The following is a 17605-nucleotide window of genomic DNA, read 5'->3' on the forward strand; positions in this document are numbered from 1 at the left end:
TACACCAGGCTCAAGTCGCCACATCGGCTTCACTAAATCTCTATCGGCTACCGCAAAAAAACAACCCCAGCCAATAAGGCGCAAAGACTCTACCCAGTATTGCGCATCCCGCTGGAGATCGCATTGATCGTCAACAGAAGCTCGGTCTGGGTTTTCTCGGTTTCCGGATCCTTCTCCGCGCGCTGCTTGCGCCAGGTTTTGAGCAGAGCCACCTGCTTTTCATGCAGGGAGCGCATTAACGAGGCACGGAGCAAATTGGAATAATAATGGTTCTTGCGGCGCTGCTCGATTGGACGCGAGAGCATGACCTCCATGTGATGGCGGGCGAGCTTGAGCTCGTCCAGCAGCACCTTGCGGAAGCGCTCGCGGATCTCCTCATCTTCCACCAAATCAATGTAGAGCTGGAAGATGGTCTCATCAGTCGCGGCAAGGCTGGTATCGATATTCGTGAATACGTAGCGAATGAAGGAGTCGGACTTGAGCGCGGTTTTCAGCTCAGCGTAACCCTCGGGGTTGTCCTTTTCCAAGTCGTTGAGCGCACTGCCGACACCGAACCAGCTGGTCATGTTGGCGCGGTTTTGGCCCCAGGAGAAAACCCACGGAATCGCGCGCAAGTCGTCCAGCGTGTTCATGCCGGTGCGCTTGGCCGGACGCGAACCGATCTTGCTGACCTCGATCGCGTCGATGGGCGTGGCACCGCGGAAGAACTGGATAAAGTTCTCCATCTGCATCATCGCCTCGTAGTGGTTCTTCGACGATTGCGCCAGGCGCTCCAGCGTATCGGCCAACGGATGGAAGCTGCGCGTCGATTTGCGGTCCTTGAGTAGCTTATTGAGCGAGTTGGCCGCCAGCAGTTCGATATTGTAGGCGGCGTTGACCGGATTCGCGTATTTTTGGGCAATGGTTTCGCCCTGCTCGGTCAGGCGCACATCGCCGTTTGGCGCGGTGTGCGGGAGCGCTTTAATAAAGTAATGCGTTGGCCCGGCACCACGGCTGATTGAGCCGCCCTTGCCGTGGAAAAAGCGAATTTTCACGCCCTTGGACTCGCCGACCTCGGTCAGCTTATATTGGGCTTTGTAGAGGTTCCACTGGCTGGCGAGGATGCCGCCATCCTTGTTACTGTCGCTGTAGCCGACCATGACCTGCTGCGTTGGCTGCTTCCACTGATACTTCTCTTGCAGCATGGCCAGCGTGCGCTGGGTCAACGGATGCTCCAGGAAATCGCCCAGGATCTGCGTGCCGTTTTCCAGGTCTTCAATCGTTTCCAACAGCGGCACAACGGGGATCTGGCAAACCATGCCACTCTCGCTCATTTGGGTGAGCCCGGCTTCGCGCGCCAGCAGGTAAACCGCGAGCAAGTCCGACACTGAGCGCGTCATGCTCACAATGAACGAGCCAATGCAATTCGTGCCGTATTGCTTGGTATGCTTGGCCACCACGCGGTAGCACTCCATGACGGCCGAGGCTTGCGGGCCGAGCTTGGCGGACTCGTGCGTAAAGGGACGGGCGGACTGCAACTCACGCTCCAGGAACTCCAGGCGTTTCTCCTCGGGCCAGCTGCCAAAGGCGGTGTCTTCAGCTTGTGAGGCCTCCAGGAGTTGCTCAATGGCTTGGTCATGAAACGCGCTGTTTTGGCGAATATCGAGGCTGGCCAAGTGGAAACCAAAGGCGTCGACTACGCGCATGACGGTGATCACGTCGTCGTAGGCGATGGACTTCGCGCCGTATTCGAGCAGAGATTGCTGGAGCAGGCGGAGATCCTCCTTGAGCTGAAGCGAGTGGATGTAGGTGCCGTCGAGTTCCATCAGGCGGGTCGCGTGGCCACGGGCGGTTTCCACCGGCAACTTGACGATCATCAGGCTAATGAATTGGCGGAAAATCTCACCTTTGTTCCGGTCGAACGCGGCCTGGCCAAGAGCACCAGTTTCGGCAACCATCTCCTGCACGCGGGCTTGCAGAGCCTCCGAGGCCTCCTCTATACCGATGCTGAAGCTGGTTCGCTGCACGAGGCGCATCAGCTTGCGGCGGATGACGACAAAGGCGTTCAGGCGCAGTTGGAGCAGGGTTTCGCGAGTCACGTCAGACGTCACCAAGGGATGACCATCGCGGTCGCCGCCCACCCAGTTACCAAAAGTCAGGCGCGGGAAACTGTAGTTGGCGCAGACGTCCTCAATGTTGATGCCGTTAAACTGCGCGGCCTGCAACAGGCGGCGGTCGATGATCGGCAACACCTCGGGGAAGACGTTCGTCAGGTAGTGCAGGATATTGCGCAGCTCGTCCTGGATGTCGGGCTTTTCCAGGTAAATTTCGCCGGTTTTCCACAGGCGATAAAGGGCGAGCTCGATGTTGTGGTTAACGTTGTCGATCTCGTCCTTGGTGTACATCGAGTTCTCGCGCTGCACCAGGAGCAGATACAGCTCGCGGTGATGCTCCAGCACGGTGGCGCGCTTGGCCTCGGTCGGGTGTGCGGTCAGGACGGGCTCGATGACCACCTCGCGCAGGGCGTCCAGGATTTCCTCGGACGACAGGCCTGCGTCACGCAGCTCCTTGATATTGATGCCCCACAGACCGTTGACGGAGTCCAGCGAGATTTCTTCCTTGGTGCGGCGGGCCTGCACGGCACCGTTGATCTCCACCATGTTGACGAGCTGGAAGATCAGCGAATACAGCTGCACGTGCTTGGGCGTGATCTCCTCGACGGACAGCTCCTTGCTGCTGATCCACGGGATGGCACCGGCAATCTCGGCCTCGCCGTTTTTGGTCAACACCGACTGCAGCGACATCAGGAGAAACTCCAGATCGCGGTATGGCTTACCCAGGACTCGTTTGGTGGTGGAAAATGCTTCGCGTAGATTCATGTATAGCAGAATTTTAATCGGCGGGGTCAGGTACAGCAAGACTCACGCTAGTTGCAACCCAGAACCGCATTTTTCCGCCCATAAAGTCCCCCAACTAAGCAGCATCGGTGCCTAAAAAATAGCCGGCGCGCCAGCAACCATCACGTGGCACGCGCCCCGCGGAGCTAAAATGCGGCTAATGCCTACGCACTACAGCAGCAACTCACTACACGCTCGAATCTCGCCCGCCTATTCCGACACCAGACGGTAGAACCAGCGGGTGGCGGTGCCGGGTTTGTGGACATAGACATTCGTGGGCGGGGTCGCCTGGATGTCGCTGGCAATCACGTTAACAAAGCCGTCGGTCAGGTTCTCCGAATACTGCAGGGTGTAGGTTTGCTCCGGCTCACCTTGCCAATAAAGAACAATTTCCCGTGAGGAGCTCGAGGCGCTCTCGATCGCGAAGTATAATGAATCCGGTTTCGCCGGGGGCCCGGGGATGCGCTGCCAATCGTAGATCGAAGACGGATTGGGCAACGGTCGCGCCGGATACGCTTCACCGGAGACCAGGGCGGGCATTGCCTGATTGCCTTCGTTGATCGCCACGTCAATGACGCCGTCCACAATCGTGCCGCTGCCACCATAAACGGTATTATCCACCAACTCGATGCCAACGCAATCCGCAGTGCGCAAGAACACCATGGGCTTGGTTTCATCTTCGAGAATAAAGACGTTATTTCGAATGATGGTGTTGAAGAAACCGCTCTCGGCGTAGAAACCGCCCGCGCCGTTGCCATAGACGTTGAAGCGGTTGTGCAGGAAGAGCCAATTCTCGCTGGCCCCACGAGCGTATACCCCATCCCGTATCGAGTTGACGTCGCAGTTATAAACGACATTTCGTGGTCCGTTCGGGCCGTGGGAAGTGTCATGGGAAGGGGTTGAATACATGCCAAAGCGATATGTGCCATAGGCAGGCAAAATGTCACGCGGTGTGCTGTCTGCAAACACCGTCCGGGCGGGCAGTATCGTGCAGTTTTCGTAGAGGTTCTCGGTTGACCAGCCCGCATGCCACTGCGCATCACTGCCCTCGAAAGTGCTGTTGCGAAACACATTGCCCTGCGCGCCGAACTGGACCACCGGGGCGTGTCGGTAATTGATCCAGAGGCAGTTCTCCATGAGGCAATCGGTGGTCTGCGTGAAGCCGCCATAAGCCATGCCTCCGCCATGATTCCACGTAGAGTCGAACTCGCTGTCGCGCACTTCGCACCACTTGGCACTCGACCAATGGACCCCTGAACGGCCGCTATTGAGTACGCGCAGATCTTTTACCCAGCAGTTCCAGGCCCACTGGGAGCACACCGTGTGAAGCGGTAATTTATCGGTGTGCTCAATGGTCATTGATTCCAAGCCGGAGCGCTCGATGGGGAAAAGCCGCCGCAGGTAGCTACCATCAATGACCGGGTATTCAATGCGGAGCGGTTGACTCAGCGTTAGGATGTCATTGACCGCATCTACCGCCGTAATTTCATAGTGGGCGGTTTTGGTCCCCCACGCCCCGTAGGATTGATCATAAACGATACTCTGCCAACGCGCCGTAACGGGCGCGCGCAGTAGAAATTTATCCCCGGGCTGAAGATCGCCCACGTCGATGAGCTTTAGCTGAGTATCCCCGCGCTTGCCGTCTTCAGCCAGGTAACGATCCACCTCCTCCAGGGGATCACCGAGAAACATGAAGGCCGCCGGCTCCGGCCAAGTGTTTGTGATCGCCCACGAGGTCATGGCATTCTGATTGACCAGGCTGTAGCGGAAGATCAGCCGGGTCGACTCGCGCCCTGAACCGCGGATCACCACGTTACTCTGCGAAATGGTAACCAGCTCATCCAGATAGTATGTTCCGGGACCGATCAGCACCGCACCACCGCCCGAGGCACCAACGATCTCACAAGCCTCCTCGATCAAGCCGGAAATATCCATCAACTGAACGGCACCGAGATCATCAAGGTGGAGGGCCACCGGCACATCAGGGATGCCTCCCTGCACGCCCACCTTGCGCCAATTGGGATACACAAGCCCATCGGGGCCAACGACATCGGCCGGCGTCAGCAGCTCCACATCCTCCGGCGTCAGCTGATACTCGCTAACAAACGGCGGAGCCGTCATAGGGATCGGTGTGCCCCACCAACTACCCCCAGCAGCATATTGATCCGCCAGCGCGGAAGGCATCCACCCCGAAACCAAAACAAGCATCAGGGCCAACCCCGAGCCGAACATCCCACGTGCACTCTTGCGATACATATCAATCCCCCTCTGATTATCTTTCCAGCTCACTCCCCAACTGCCTGGTAGATTTCACTGCTTGCCGCTAAACGTGCGAACGCAGTATCAGTAAGTGAAAATAGTGGTATCTCTCAGCAGTAGTGTAAGCTAAATGTAAAAATACCATGCCTTGCGATCCCCGTCCCGTCAAGCTCACGATAAGCCGCAGGTCAATTTGTCAGCAGAGTTGCTGATGGACCGCCATTAAGCATACCAAAGGAAGCGGCGGCAATACGTACGCCCGCAACCGACGGAGCAATCTGATGCACCTTGGCAGCGCGGCGGAGAATTCGCGGAAAACCGTTAACCCGCCGATGCCTCTTCGGCGGCGGCAAGCTTGGCCTTGTCTTCGGCTTCGAGGGCGAGAGCCTCTTCCTTGAGGGCCTGGATTTCCTTTTTGCGGTCGGCGTCGCGCTTTTGCTTGAGCTTGGCCTGAAGCTCGAATTCTTCGGCGAGGGCTTCGAGGTCTTCCATGTCCGGCGGGACTGTGGAGATCGCCTCTTCCATCGTCGTCAGGCCGCTGCGGACTTTTTTCATCGAGTCCATGTGCAGCGTGAACATGCCGTTGAACATCGCGATCTTCTTGAGCTCGGCCGTCTCGACTTCTTTGTTAATGCCCTCGATGAGTGCTTCACTGGAAGTCATCATTTCGTGGATACCCACGCGGCCCTTGTAGCCCTTACCCGAGCAAGCCGGGCAGCCCGTGCGGTTGGCCCGGAAAATACCACCGCCTTCGAACTGGATCGACTTACGCAGGATGTCCAACTCGCGATCTTCCGGCTCGTAAGACTGGCGGCAGCTCTTGCAGACGCGGCGCATGAGGCGCTGCGCACAAACGGCGACCAGCGAGGCGGAAATCATGAACGACTCGACGCCCATCTCTGTCAAACGCGCGACCGTGCCCGGCGCATCGTTGGTGTGGAGCGTGCTGAAAAGCATGTGACCGGTGAGCGCGGCCTCCACGGCGATGCCCGCCGTTTCCGAGTCACGAATTTCCCCGACGAGGATTACGTCCGGGTCCTGACGCAAAAAGGCGCGCAGCGCGGCGGCAAAGGTCAGCCCGATCTTGCGGTGCATCTGCATCTGGCACAGGCCGGGCAAGGTGTATTCGATCGGGTCCTCGGCGGTGCGGATGCAAATGCCGGGGTCGTTAATTTCGTTGAGCGCGGAATACAGCGTCATCGATTTTCCGGAGCCCGTCGGCCCGCAGTGGAGAATCATCCCATAGGGGCGGCTGATGCACTCGCGGTAGCGCTCGAGGTTCTCCGGCTCAAAGCCCAGCGCCGGCAGCGGCAGTGTCGACTTCGACTTATCGAGAATACGCATAACGGTGCCCTCGCCGTGGTTCAGCGGGGCGGTGGAGACGCGTAAGTCGATGTTGATCGGCTTGCGGGTAAATTGCTTGAAGACGATACGGCCGTCCTGCGGCAGACGCTTTTCGGCGATGTCCAGATTGGCCATGATCTTCAGGCGGGCCAGCAGTGCGCCAGCCACCTTGTTCGACACGGACAGCTTTTCCTGCAAGACACCGTCCACGCGCACGCGCACGCGGCACTCTTTCTCAAAGGGCTCAATGTGAATGTCTGACCCGCCGCTGTAATAGGCGTCCTCGATGATGCGGTTGGCCAGCTGAATAATGGGCGCGGAGTCCTCGGCTTCGCCCTCTTCATCGAGCTTTTCCTCGTCGATGTCGAACTCCATATCGAGCGCGTCCACCACGTCACCAAAGCCTTCCGCCACGACGGGCTGATCGTCGTTGCCGACTTTGAGCTTGGCCTGGATTTCGCGCTTAATGCCGAGCAGCGGCGAGACCTTGCGGCGTGTTTGCTCGTGCACGAGGTTGAGCACCGTCAGGTCGAAGGGATTGTGGACGGCGACGACGAAGGTGTTGCCCACGATGCCCACCGGCAGCACCATGTTCTCCTCGCAGAATTCGCGGTCGAGCTTTTCAAAAGTGCGCTCGTCGGGCTCGAATTGAAACGCGTTAAACGGCGCCATGCCGAAGGCCTTGCTCTTGGCCGCGAGGAGTTGAAATTCGCTGATGCCGTAGTCCTGCGCCAGGAGCGCCTCCACCTCTTCACCGGAGAGCTCCTCGTCGGTGTTGATAATGTTATCGGCCTGCTCGTCGGTCAGGCGCTGATAATCACGAAGGTTGCGGACAATGGCTGCTTGGATGCGGGCAAGTGGCATGACAAATCTACTTTAACAATTCAGGATAAAGGAGGGGGAGATCATCGGCCGAGGCTTCAGGATTTACAGCCTGCGGGTCGACGCCGAGCGTGTTCAGGACACTTCCCAGATCACTGCCGGAGCGCAGGGCGGTGCCGACAATTTCCAGTTGGCGATCTTTGACGGCTTCTTGCAGCGTCTTGAACTGCTGCGGTAAATCATCACCAAAGCCCGATACGCGGCTAAGCGCTTCCGCGATGTCGTCGGCCATCAGCGGGCCGTCTTCACGCAAGGCGGCGGCGGTGCGGAGCACGTCGAGCAGCTCGCGGAAATTGCCTGGCCAGCCGTAATTGAGCAGCATGGGCATCGCGCCGGGGTCGAGCTCCGCGCGCTCGGGGCACCCGAGCGATTGGGCAATCTTCGGCAGATAGCGCTTGGTGTAGGCAGCAAGGTCTGCCAGGCGCGCATTCAGCGGCGGCATGACGCACAGGCTCTGGTCGAGCAGTTCGCGCAGCTCGGGATCGATCTGGCGTGAGTCGTTGTCGATCAGGTCGCTTTCGATAAAATACAGGAAGGCCAGATTTTCCGGAGACTCGCGGATCACGTCCACCACCTGCGCTTGTGCGGCGAGGCTGGAGTCCCCAAAGCCGATCACGCCGATTAGCTCACTGGTGGCACCGCCCTGGACTACGGATTGCAACGCGGCGTTCATCCCGGCGGAGTTCGGGTTGCGCAGATCGAGCCACTGCACGCGGCGGGTGTTAAACTTGCGCCAGGTGGAGACTTCGCGCAGGAGCAGATCGCACTCACTGCCACGCGGCACCGAGACGAAAATATGGTCCTGCTCGTTGGCCGCATTCCACACATGCTCCAGGAAGAAACGGAAGATGTGCGAGCGGTCGCAAAGGTGGGTGAGCTTCTGTGGGTAGGTCTGCTTAAAATTCAATGCAGCTTCTTCATCCTGCCCGCCCTTGCCCGCGCGGTGAGCACGAAACTCCTCCTTGCTCGCGGGCTGCACGAAGCGCTTTACCTGGTTGATGAAGTGCTGGATGTCGATCGGCTTTTCCAGCACCAGCGTGACGCCCATGTTGGCCACCTTGACGAGGTCCGGCGTGTTCATGAGGCCGGAAACAAGGATCACCGGAAGGTCCGGGTTCATCTCACGCGCTTTGCTCAGGAAGTCCGCCCCGTCCATGCTCGGCATCTTGTAGTCGGAAATCACGAGCTCGTAGCCGGTGCCCTGGAGCGACTCAATCGCACGGTGGGGATCGGTGACCGAATCGACAATGAACGAGTGTTGCTCCAACAATGCCCGCAGCATGTCGGCGTAGTTTTCTTCATCGTCGAGAACGAGAATGCGCTGTGCCATGTGTATCGTAGGTTCGCCCGTAGGGCGTTTTAGGTGAGACTGTTATGAGGCGCCCGAAGGCGGCTTTCAAGCATGCTTTGGGCCTATACCGGCCATCAACCCTAGCCGATGCCGTTTAAACATTTACAAGGGCCAGCAGAAAAAGCTCAGGCAACGCTCCAATGTCGCTAAGGACTGCGGAGTCGGGCTTGCGTCGCATAAAACCAGCAGAAAATCGCTGTCTTCGTTAACGCTCGTCATGAGTATGCCGTTGGCGAACTGGATCTGCAATTGTCGGCGCGGCAGCTTGAGCGAGCGGACCAGCAGATCGAGCTGAAGCACGGCCAGGGCGAAAGACGAGATCACGGACTCTTCCGCCGGTTCGCGGTTGTAATGCGCCCATGTGTCATCCGACTGGCTGCGCAAACCGCGCCAACGCACGTCGTTCATCTGGTCGATCCAGCCGGATAAATCCTCTGTGGCCGGGAGGACGGGGAAGCTGCCGAGCTTGGCCTCGGCTTTGGGCATGAGATCACTCCACAATGCGACACCGTCAAACTTCTTCAGGTTGTGGCCGGACTCATCCAGCGTGAGCACGAAGCCCTCACCGGCGTTCAGCCCGCGCATGCTTTTGATCGGGCCCAGTGAAAGCGCCTCGGCACCCGCGCTCAGCGATCGGATCGCGGTCATCAGCGTGACGCTGAAGCTGCTGGGATCCTCCACATCTCCGTCCACCTGAACGGCAGTGAAGTCGTTCGTGAATCGGATATGCAGTGAGGGTTCCAACATGAGAGTGTCCATAAGTGTTTTTAACCGAATCGGGAGCGCCTATTTAACAATTCTTTCGACGAGCGGCTTTTCAACTCCGAGGCAGTCGGCGGCGGCGTCTTTGTCTTCCAGGAAGATGGCGACTGCCTTAACGTATTCATCGCGGTAAAGCTGGAGGCCCTGGTGGAGGCTACGCGCACCGCCCACGGCGGAGGCCAGCTTTTGCTCAACGCGCTCAAGGTCCTCCATGCTCAGCTTGGGCTTATCCATGTAGATCGCCATGCGGATGAAGCGGTGCAGCTCACCGGCGTTGCCCGCCCAGGGCTGTTCGCGCAGGTAGGTGCGGGCGCTCATTTCAAGCTTGGGAGCCTTGGAAAGATTGTGCGCCTTGGCCTCGGCGTCGAGGTAGCGAAGCGCCAGTTCGCCGATGTCGTCCGCGATGTCTCGCAACGTGGGGACGGCGATCTCCGTCGTGCCCATAAACATATACACGGCGTCGTCGACCACGCGCTCGTCGTAGAGCAGGTCCAAGTCACGGCTGACGCAAAAGATGAAACGCATCGGTGCCTGAATGCCGTCAAACGGGTCCTTCTTGCGGCCGATGCGCATGATCAGCGAATACTGCTCGCGGGTAACCGTCTCCGCCGCCGCAATGATAAACGTGAGCCGCTCCCAGCCCTTTTGCGTGGACTCAATGATCAGCTTCATCATCGCCTCGCGATTGATACGCGAGCGGTCGAGCAAAACGTAAAGGTCTTTCACCTCCGAGTCGAAGCCGCTGAAATCAGCCGTAATCGCCTCCAGGTCCGTGCCTCGCGGGGTGACCATCACGAGGTTGTTTTTAAAATCGCGCAGCTTGTACAAGCGCTGGGCGAAATCCCGGGATTTGCGGTCCTTGGCGGGAAATGTCTCAAAGCGAAACGGCAGGTTGTGGTGGAAATTTTCCTCTTCCTCCTCGTCCTCCGAGCCGGACTCGCGGCGCAGGCCGGCCTCACGTTCCTCAATGAGCGTCGCCGTGCGCTTGAGCAGTGAAAAAACGTTGAGCGGCTTCAGGAACACACCGCCCACCCCCTCGCGAATGAGGCTGCGGATCGTGTCGTTGTCCAGATATCCCGAGACCATGATAATGGGCACATCGGGCTTGGCCTGCTTGAAAGTGCGAACCAGCTCTTCACCCGACATGCCGGGCATTTTCTGGTCGGTAACGACGAGGTCATACTCGCCGTCCATAAAGTGCTTCACCGCGCGCTCGGGCTCCTCACAAGAATCAACATCGTAATTTGCCTGACTGAAAATATCCGTCAGCAGTTGGTTGAAGTCTGAGTCGTCGTCGACTATGAGGATTTTGCGTCCCATGCAGCGTGATTGGTGGGGCTCATTAAGCGTAAAAGGGCAGACCGAAGTCAATCGTAATGGCTATCTTACGACAAAACGCCGTTAATTCTTAAGCGCAAATATGGGCATAGCGCTCAATGTTTTCAACCGCTCAATGCAAAGTTTTTCCGCGACCCGCATTTCTGAGCGGGATTCCTCATCCAAATCGTCCAGTCCCGCCAGGTGCAGCCAGCCGTGGACCAGATACAAGGTCAACTCCTCCGCAAAAGACCAGCCCTGGCTGGGGGCCTCGGACAGCGCACGATCCACGCTCACACAGATCTCACCGGCGAAGTCCATTTCGTCGTCACCGGGGAAGGTAATGACGTCCGTCGGGCTCGGGTCATCGAGGAAGTCAGCGTGAATTTGTGCGAGTTCGTCGTCGGTTAAAAAAACGAGGGACAGCTCACCATCGGGCGCGTTGTATTGGCCCCAGTTATCCAAGGCGGCAAAGGCGCGTTCCAGGCTGCCCTCATCGACGGTCAGGCGGCTATACTGCTGTGCGTTTATTTGAAGGATTCGGGGCATCGCTGGCGGGATCATTCATCGGGACCGGGGCGGCTGACTGTCCCCGCTTTTTTTTCCCACTCTCATCCTTGGGATATTGCACGCGGCTGTGCAACATATTGAGCAGGGTAAAGCAAAAGCTGTCGCGGACCTTGCGGATCTGTGCCACCGTCATCGGCGCTTCATCGAGCTGGCCGTCGTCCAGGCGCGCGGAGAAAATACTGTCCACCAGCTCCTCCACGCTTTGCGGGGTGACTTTTTTCAGGCTGCGTGAGGCGGCCTCGACAGCGTCGGCGAAAAAGATCACTGCGGCCTCTAGCGTCTGCGGCTTGGGCCCCTCATAGCGGAAGGTGCTCTCGTCGACGTCCTCCCGCGTGTCAAAGGGCGGGTTGGAGATGCCAGACTGTAGCGGCAGCACGGTCTGCTGCTGGCGGTTGCACGCCTTGCTGTAGAAATATTTGATCAGCGTCGTGCCATGGTGCTGGCGGATGATGTCGATAAACACCTCCGGGAGCTTGTTCTGCTTGGCCATGTCCACGCCTTCCTTGACGTGGCTCTTGATGATCAGCGCGCTCATGGCGGGCGTCAGCTCATCATGCGGATTGTAACCCTCGTGCTGGTTTTCCGTGAAATACTCCGGCTTCACCATTTTGCCGATGTCGTGGAAGAGGCTCGTAGCCCGGCAAAGCAGTGGATTGGCCCCGATCTCGTTGGCGGCGCGCTCGGCGAGATTGGCCACCATGAGCGAGTGGTGGTAGGTGCCGGGGGCGTCCATCTGGAGCTTGCGCAGCAGCGGGTGATTAAAGTCCGTCAGCTCCAGCAAAGTGATGTCCGTGGTGTATTTAAAAAGCTGCTCCAGCAGCGGCAGCAGGCCGATAACCACGACCGCCGTCAACACGCCGGAGAAGATCGCCGTCAGCACCTGCTGGCCAACCGTGACCGGTGCCAGCTCGTTCAAAAAGCCCATAAACGCCGCGATCAACGCCACGGCCAGGCCGGACATCAAGCCCGCGCGCATCAGCTTGCCGCGTAAACGAACGTCCCGCGCGTAAAGGATCGCCACCATACCGCCGAGCAGCGAGGTCAAGAAGACATCCACCGAGCCGCCCCACATCAGCGAGTGCAGCGCGCTGACCGTGATCGCCATCAGCGCCGCCGGACGCGGGCCAACGAGGATCGCCATCATAATCGCGCCCAAAGCCACCGGCGCGGCAAAAGACAACAGCGCCAACAAAGTCGCGTTACCGCCAAAGAGCGGCGTTTCGCCCAGTTGCTGAATCAGGCGAAGCAAAATCAGGTTTACCAGCAGCACCGTCGCGATCAGGCCAAAGCGGCGATTCGAGCGGCCATGGATGGAAAACACCGTCTGCATGAACAGGATGCCGCAGATCATCAGCACCACCGTCATCAGCGAGCGCTGGACGAGGGTGGCATTGAACCCCCAGACGATTTCCGCGCTCTCGTTGAGGCGCTTGCGGTAGGCCGCGACGGCCTCCACCTGCTCGGGGGTGATCGTGTTGCCGGGCTCGACGATTACCTGGCCCTGCTGAAAGCTGACGGTGACCGGATCGACACTCGCGGCGGCCTGATCCTTGATCTTTTCCGTGGCCTCGGAGTCGTAAACCACGTTCGGCTGCACCCCCTTGCGGAAGATGCGATACAGCGCGCGGGAGAGGCTGAGATCGTCGCCCAAACCGGCCAAATTAATGTTCAGCAGGCGCGCAGCCTCTTGCTCGGTTTGCAGGTTTTCACTGCGTAGGCCGAGGACGACCATGGTCGTAACCAAGGAGCCCTCCATGGCGGCCTGACTCGCGCCAGGCTCCTCGTAAACACCGTCACGCATCACGTCGCGGAGCGCCAGCGAGCCTTCACGCAGCAGGGAAGAGCGCTCGGCGGGCGTGGTTTTTTCCAGCAGAATGGCGATGTCGTCATCGCTGATGTAAAAGCCCGTTTCAGCACCGTAGGTGGCGGTAAATTGATCGATAACTGGCTCCCATTCGCTCTTGGGCAGGCTGACCAGCTCGGGCATGAGCTCGGTTTCAATGGCGGAATCGAGCTTGGCGATGGAATCCGCAAACTGCTGATATGGCTCCTCCACGTAACGACCGCGGGCCACGACACGCTGGCGGCGCTGCTGGCGCACGCGCTCGGTTTCCAGCTTACTCTCGTAGCTGAAGGGGAAATCCGCGACAATGCGCACCTTGGCCGTCTGGCCGGGCGTAACGGGAGGCCCGGCCGGGGATTGGCCCAGAAAACAGATCACGACAATCGCCACCGCAATGAGCAGGAAAATGCCCGCAGAGACAATTTGGCTCGTCTCAAAGAAGGTCGCGGCTTTTTTAGGCTCCGCATCGCGGCGCTTGCGGCGCGCGTCAGCGGCTTGCTGTTTTTTCGACTTTTTCTTGGGCAGAATCGGCATAGATCCTTTCTGCAGCTACGGCCAATCTACTACCGGCCGTTCTGTTTCTCAAGGTTGCTTTTTTCGTAGGCCTGGATGATGCGGCTCACGAGCGGGTGACGGACGACGTCCATCGCGTCGAAGTAAAAGAGCTTGATGCCCTTGATGTTAGCGAGAATTTGCACGGCCTGTTTGAGGCCCGACATCTTGGAGCGCGGAAGGTCCACCTGGGTGATGTCCCCCGTGATGATCATTTTCGATCCCTCGCCCAGGCGCGTCAGGAACATCATCATTTGCTCGTGGGTCGTGTTTTGCGCCTCGTCGAGAATCACGTAGGCGTCGGAAAGCGTGCGGCCGCGCATGTAGGCCAGCGGGGCGATTTCAATCAGGCCCTTTTCGCGCATTTTCTCGGCGTCGGTCTTGCCGAGCATGTCGAACATGGCGTCGTAAATCGGGCGCAGGTAGGGGTCGAGCTTCTGCTCTAGCTCACCGGGCAGGAAGCCCAGCGCCTCACCCGCCTCGACCGCCGGCCGGGTAATGATAATGCGCTTTACGTCGCCCTCCTGCAGCGCGTAGAGCGCCGCAGCCATGGCGAGGTAGGTCTTACCCGTGCCCGCCGGGCCGATGCCGAAAACGACGTCGTTCTTCTGAATAAATTGCAGGTAGCGCTTCTGGTTGATCGTCTTGGGGACGATGCTGGCCTTGCGCAGGCGGATGATCAGCGGGTCGTTAAAAACCTCCATGACATCACCGCCATCGCCGCGCTCAAAGGTCTCCAGGATATTACGGAAATCGTTGTCCGTCAGGTTGATGCCCTGGGTGCGAGCGGCGTCGAGGGTCTTAAAGAAGTCTGCCGCCGCGGCGACGCTCTTTTCCTCCCCCTCCAGGTCGAGCCAGTCCTCACGGGTGACGATGGTGACGTCGAATGTTTTCTCGGCCCGGTCCAGATTTTCGTCCTTGCTGCAATAGAGCGAGCTGAGGTGACGCGGGCTGGGAAATTGAAGCTTTTCAGTAGCCATTTAGTTTGTGTCGCAGGATGCTTAGGAATTGGCGTGCGCCGGGGTAAATTCGCGCAAGCGCTCCCACATGGCGTCCATGCTTTCGGGCAGGACTTTGGTGTTCCCCAAAACGGGCATGAAATTGGTGTCGCCGTTCCAGCGTGGAACGATGTGGCAGTGCAAATGTTGCGGGATGCCCGCGCCGGCGGCATCGCCGAAGTTGAAGCCCACGTTAAACCCGTCCGGGTGCAGGGCATCGGTCAGGATTTGCTGGCCCAGCACGATGGTCTCCATCAGGTCCGCGCGCTCGGCGGCGGAGAGGTCGGTGAGCTGCGGCACTTCGCGGTAAGGCGCGACCAGGAGGTGCCCGGCGTTATACGGAAATTTATTCATGACCAGGAACGAATGCTCGCCGCGCCAGACCATGTAGTTGCCGCGGTCGTCCTCACTTGCCGGGATGCGGGTAAAGGGATTCCCGCCCTCGCGGTCTGCTTTGGGAGCTTCGATGTAGGCCATTCGCCAATAGGCGTGCAAAGAATCCATCACGGTCAAAAAATATTTCGGGGATGTAATAGAAGAAATCGGCTTCTGGCTAGCCCAAACCATTCGTGCCGGGTTCGGCGGAAATCTAGGGGAATGAAGCTAGTTGATTGCCAGTTTTGGACGACGTCTGCAGGAAAAGCGTTCAATCTAATCAGACACCGGAGGAATATAACCTCGGAAGCCACGGCGCATCTTCCCGATTGACTTCTGGGCGCGTAATATGTGCTTATGCGGCAGATGTTTCTCCGTAATGGTAGTTGGCTGCGCCGCAGCGCCATCCTTGTCCTCCTCTTGGTGGTCAATCTGGCGGGCATGTGGCCACTGCTGAGCCAACCAGCGGCTCGCAGCCTGGACGCTTTTCAGCGCTACAGTGAGTTTATGTCCGCTGGTGAGGCCCTCGACCACGCGCTCGACGTGGAATTCTGCGGAGAACTGCCCCAGCCCGAAGAAACGCCTGCCGATTGGGACGCGATCCATACCCATGAAGGCGGCAAGCTAATGCTTCTGGGCGAGGCGACTCGACTTTGCCCGCCGGCAGCGGTGCTCATTCCGCATCTGGCGGAACACAAGACTCCCTGCCTTCGCGCGCTGACGCCCGAGCCCCCGCCTCCCCGAGCTTGATTGGTTCCCCTGACTGATGCGCAGGTGCCGTCGTGGCGCGTGCGCTGGTTGTATTGATCCACCAAACCAATCTAGCTATGTACTTAAATAAATATCTTTCATTCTCCGGTCTAATTCTCACTGCGGGCGCTGCCTCGCTGCAAGCCGCCGAGCTCTCGGGCGTCGGCCAAGTCATGCCGATGGTCCACATCAGCATCGAGTTTAACGAATTCAGCGGCACGCTCGGTGCGCACGTTGACTCCGAGATTCCGCAGCTGACCCCGCTCAGCATCGCCTCGCCCGGCGACTCGTTTAACCCCTCCGCACCGTGGTTCGAAACGCTCGACCCCAGCCAGGAGGGTCAGGCCTTTACCCGCCGCTTCGGCTTCGTCTCCACGCTGGACCCCGCGCCGAGCAACCGCTCGTTCTGGATCAGCCTGGACGCGCCTTCCGCCGGGCTGGAGGCCTATTACTACCGCGAAACCCCCGCCACGTTCGACCCGATTTTCGGCACCGATGGCAGTGATTTCATCTGGGAATACCCGGGCTCAATGACACACCCGGTCTTCACCACCCAAAGCACTGGCAACATCTCGCTAAGCGGGACGATCTACATTGGCGACGCGACCGGTGCGATTGATAACACCTATGCCGCCGCGCCATTTACGCTGAACTTCACCGCCGTGCCCGAGCCGGGCACCTACGCGCTGATCGCGGGCCTCGGCGTGCTGGGGCTCGTTGCGCTACGCCGCCGTCAACAAGGGTAGCCCGATGCGTGAACTTCTACTAAACAAGTGCCGTCCGGGTCGCCCCCGGGCGGCCTTCACGCTGGTCGAACTGCTCACGGTCGTGGCGATTATTGCGATCCTGGCCAGCATCCTGATCCCGGTAGTGGGGCAGGTCCGCAAAAAAGCCCAGCAGGCCGACTCCACCTCCCGCCTGCGCAGCCTGGGCAGCGCCGCTCTGCTCTACGCCAGCGAGCACGACGGCTCTTGGCCCCGCAGCACCCACGCCTACAGTCGCGAGGAGCCCCAGTGGTGGCTCGCCCTCGCCCCCTACCTCGGCAGTGATGTTTCTCTCGCCTCCGACCCGCGTGTCCAGGATTTGCTCAATGGCGTCCTCCGCGACCCGCTCGACCTTGAGGAGACGGTGGCGGGCCAAAGCAACCGCTTTAGCTACGGCCTGAATGTCCACCTGCAGTTGGGCGAGCTCGACGACTACCCAGGCAAGCCTCAGCGCTGGCATAAGGTTTACAGTGTGCCCTTCCCCGCCAGCACGGTGATGTTCGCTAGCAACCGCCTGGAAACGAGCGACCACTTCATGGCCCACGATTGGGCGACGACTGCCGATGCCGAACACGATCTGGACCCCCGCCTAGACGACCGCGCGAGCTTCGTTTACTGCGATGGCCATGTGGAATGGCTTGCTGCCGCCGAGACCTTTAACCCGGGCAATGGGGTAAACCACTGGAACCCGTCTCTCGCTGGTGCCAAGTAACCGCGCAATGACACGAAACAGAAGTGTCAACCCTAGCGCTAAAAATGCCCCGAATAGAACAACACCCTAGGCACTAGGTATAAAAACCAATTTAAAAACACATAATAACGACCAGATATTCTAAATAAATATACCCATAAATACGATATAAACAGGGTAAAATGCATGATCAAGCCCCCTTCTTTTATAGTGTATTATATCTGGCTAATTTGAGCGATTTAAGTTGTAATATGTAGAGCTATAGCTAGTC

At 58.8% G+C, this 17605-nt stretch carries 13 protein-coding genes; 3 read left to right on the top strand and 10 right to left on the bottom strand.

The features are described from left to right. Positions 1-89 precede the first annotated feature (89 nt). The 10 genes from O3S85_RS07405 to O3S85_RS07450 all read right to left on the bottom strand — a co-directional run bounded on the left by O3S85_RS07405 (position 90) and on the right by O3S85_RS07450 (position 15258). Positions 90-2858, bottom strand: a complete 2769-nt coding sequence (locus O3S85_RS07405; protein WP_269539267.1) for a phosphoenolpyruvate carboxylase — start codon at positions 2856-2858, stop codon at positions 90-92. A 228-nt stretch (positions 2859-3086) separates the two neighbouring features. Continuing rightward, positions 3087-4997, bottom strand: coding sequence for a right-handed parallel beta-helix repeat-containing protein (locus O3S85_RS07410; protein ID WP_269539269.1), 1911 nt, complete (start codon positions 4995-4997; stop codon positions 3087-3089). 459 nt (positions 4998-5456) lie between these two features. Beyond that, positions 5457-7343 (bottom strand): GspE/PulE family protein, encoded by a 1887-nt coding sequence (locus tag O3S85_RS07415; protein ID WP_269539271.1) that lies wholly within the window; start codon positions 7341-7343, stop codon positions 5457-5459. Between the two features lie 7 nt (positions 7344-7350). Continuing rightward, a complete protein-coding gene (locus O3S85_RS07420) occupies positions 7351-8691 on the bottom strand; it encodes a response regulator (RefSeq protein WP_269539272.1) in 1341 nt (446 codons plus the stop codon). 123 nt (positions 8692-8814) lie between these two features. Continuing rightward, positions 8815-9459: a hypothetical protein gene (locus O3S85_RS07425; RefSeq protein WP_269539273.1), complete on the bottom strand. Its 645-nt coding sequence runs from the start codon at positions 9457-9459 to the stop codon at positions 8815-8817. A gap of 39 nt (positions 9460-9498) precedes the next feature. After that, complete coding sequence (locus O3S85_RS07430; RefSeq protein ID WP_269539274.1) at positions 9499-10794, bottom strand: response regulator; 1296 nt, start codon at positions 10792-10794, stop codon at positions 9499-9501. An 81-nt stretch (positions 10795-10875) separates the two neighbouring features. Then, positions 10876-11340 (bottom strand): rRNA maturation RNase YbeY, encoded by a 465-nt coding sequence (ybeY, locus tag O3S85_RS07435; RefSeq protein ID WP_269539276.1) that lies wholly within the window; start codon positions 11338-11340, stop codon positions 10876-10878. Next, a complete protein-coding gene (locus O3S85_RS07440) occupies positions 11303-13738 on the bottom strand; it encodes an HD family phosphohydrolase (protein WP_269539277.1) in 2436 nt (811 codons plus the stop codon). The genes ybeY and O3S85_RS07440 overlap by 38 nt, the downstream gene beginning before the upstream one ends. A gap of 29 nt (positions 13739-13767) precedes the next feature. Further along, positions 13768-14736 (bottom strand): PhoH family protein, encoded by a 969-nt coding sequence (locus tag O3S85_RS07445; RefSeq protein ID WP_269539278.1) that lies wholly within the window; start codon positions 14734-14736, stop codon positions 13768-13770. 21 nt (positions 14737-14757) lie between these two features. Next, positions 14758-15258: an HIT family protein gene (locus O3S85_RS07450; RefSeq protein ID WP_269539279.1), complete on the bottom strand. Its 501-nt coding sequence runs from the start codon at positions 15256-15258 to the stop codon at positions 14758-14760. Positions 15259-15495: 237 nt separating this feature from the next. On the opposite strand from O3S85_RS07450, the gene O3S85_RS07455 reads away from it, so the two are divergent. From O3S85_RS07455 to O3S85_RS07465, 3 genes are all read left to right on the top strand, one after another. Then, entirely contained in the window at positions 15496-15879 is a 384-nt protein-coding gene (locus tag O3S85_RS07455; RefSeq protein ID WP_269539281.1) for a hypothetical protein, read from the top strand. Positions 15880-15956: 77 nt separating this feature from the next. Further along, positions 15957-16625 (top strand): PEP-CTERM sorting domain-containing protein, encoded by a 669-nt coding sequence (locus tag O3S85_RS07460; RefSeq protein WP_269539283.1) that lies wholly within the window; start codon positions 15957-15959, stop codon positions 16623-16625. 4 nt (positions 16626-16629) lie between these two features. After that, positions 16630-17355 (top strand): type II secretion system protein, encoded by a 726-nt coding sequence (locus tag O3S85_RS07465; protein WP_269539285.1) that lies wholly within the window; start codon positions 16630-16632, stop codon positions 17353-17355. The last annotated feature ends 250 nt before the right edge of the window (positions 17356-17605 follow it).

This window comes from Cerasicoccus sp. TK19100 (assembly GCF_027257155.1).
Classification (GTDB): Bacteria; Verrucomicrobiota; Verrucomicrobiia; order Opitutales; family Cerasicoccaceae; genus Cerasicoccus; species Cerasicoccus fimbriatus.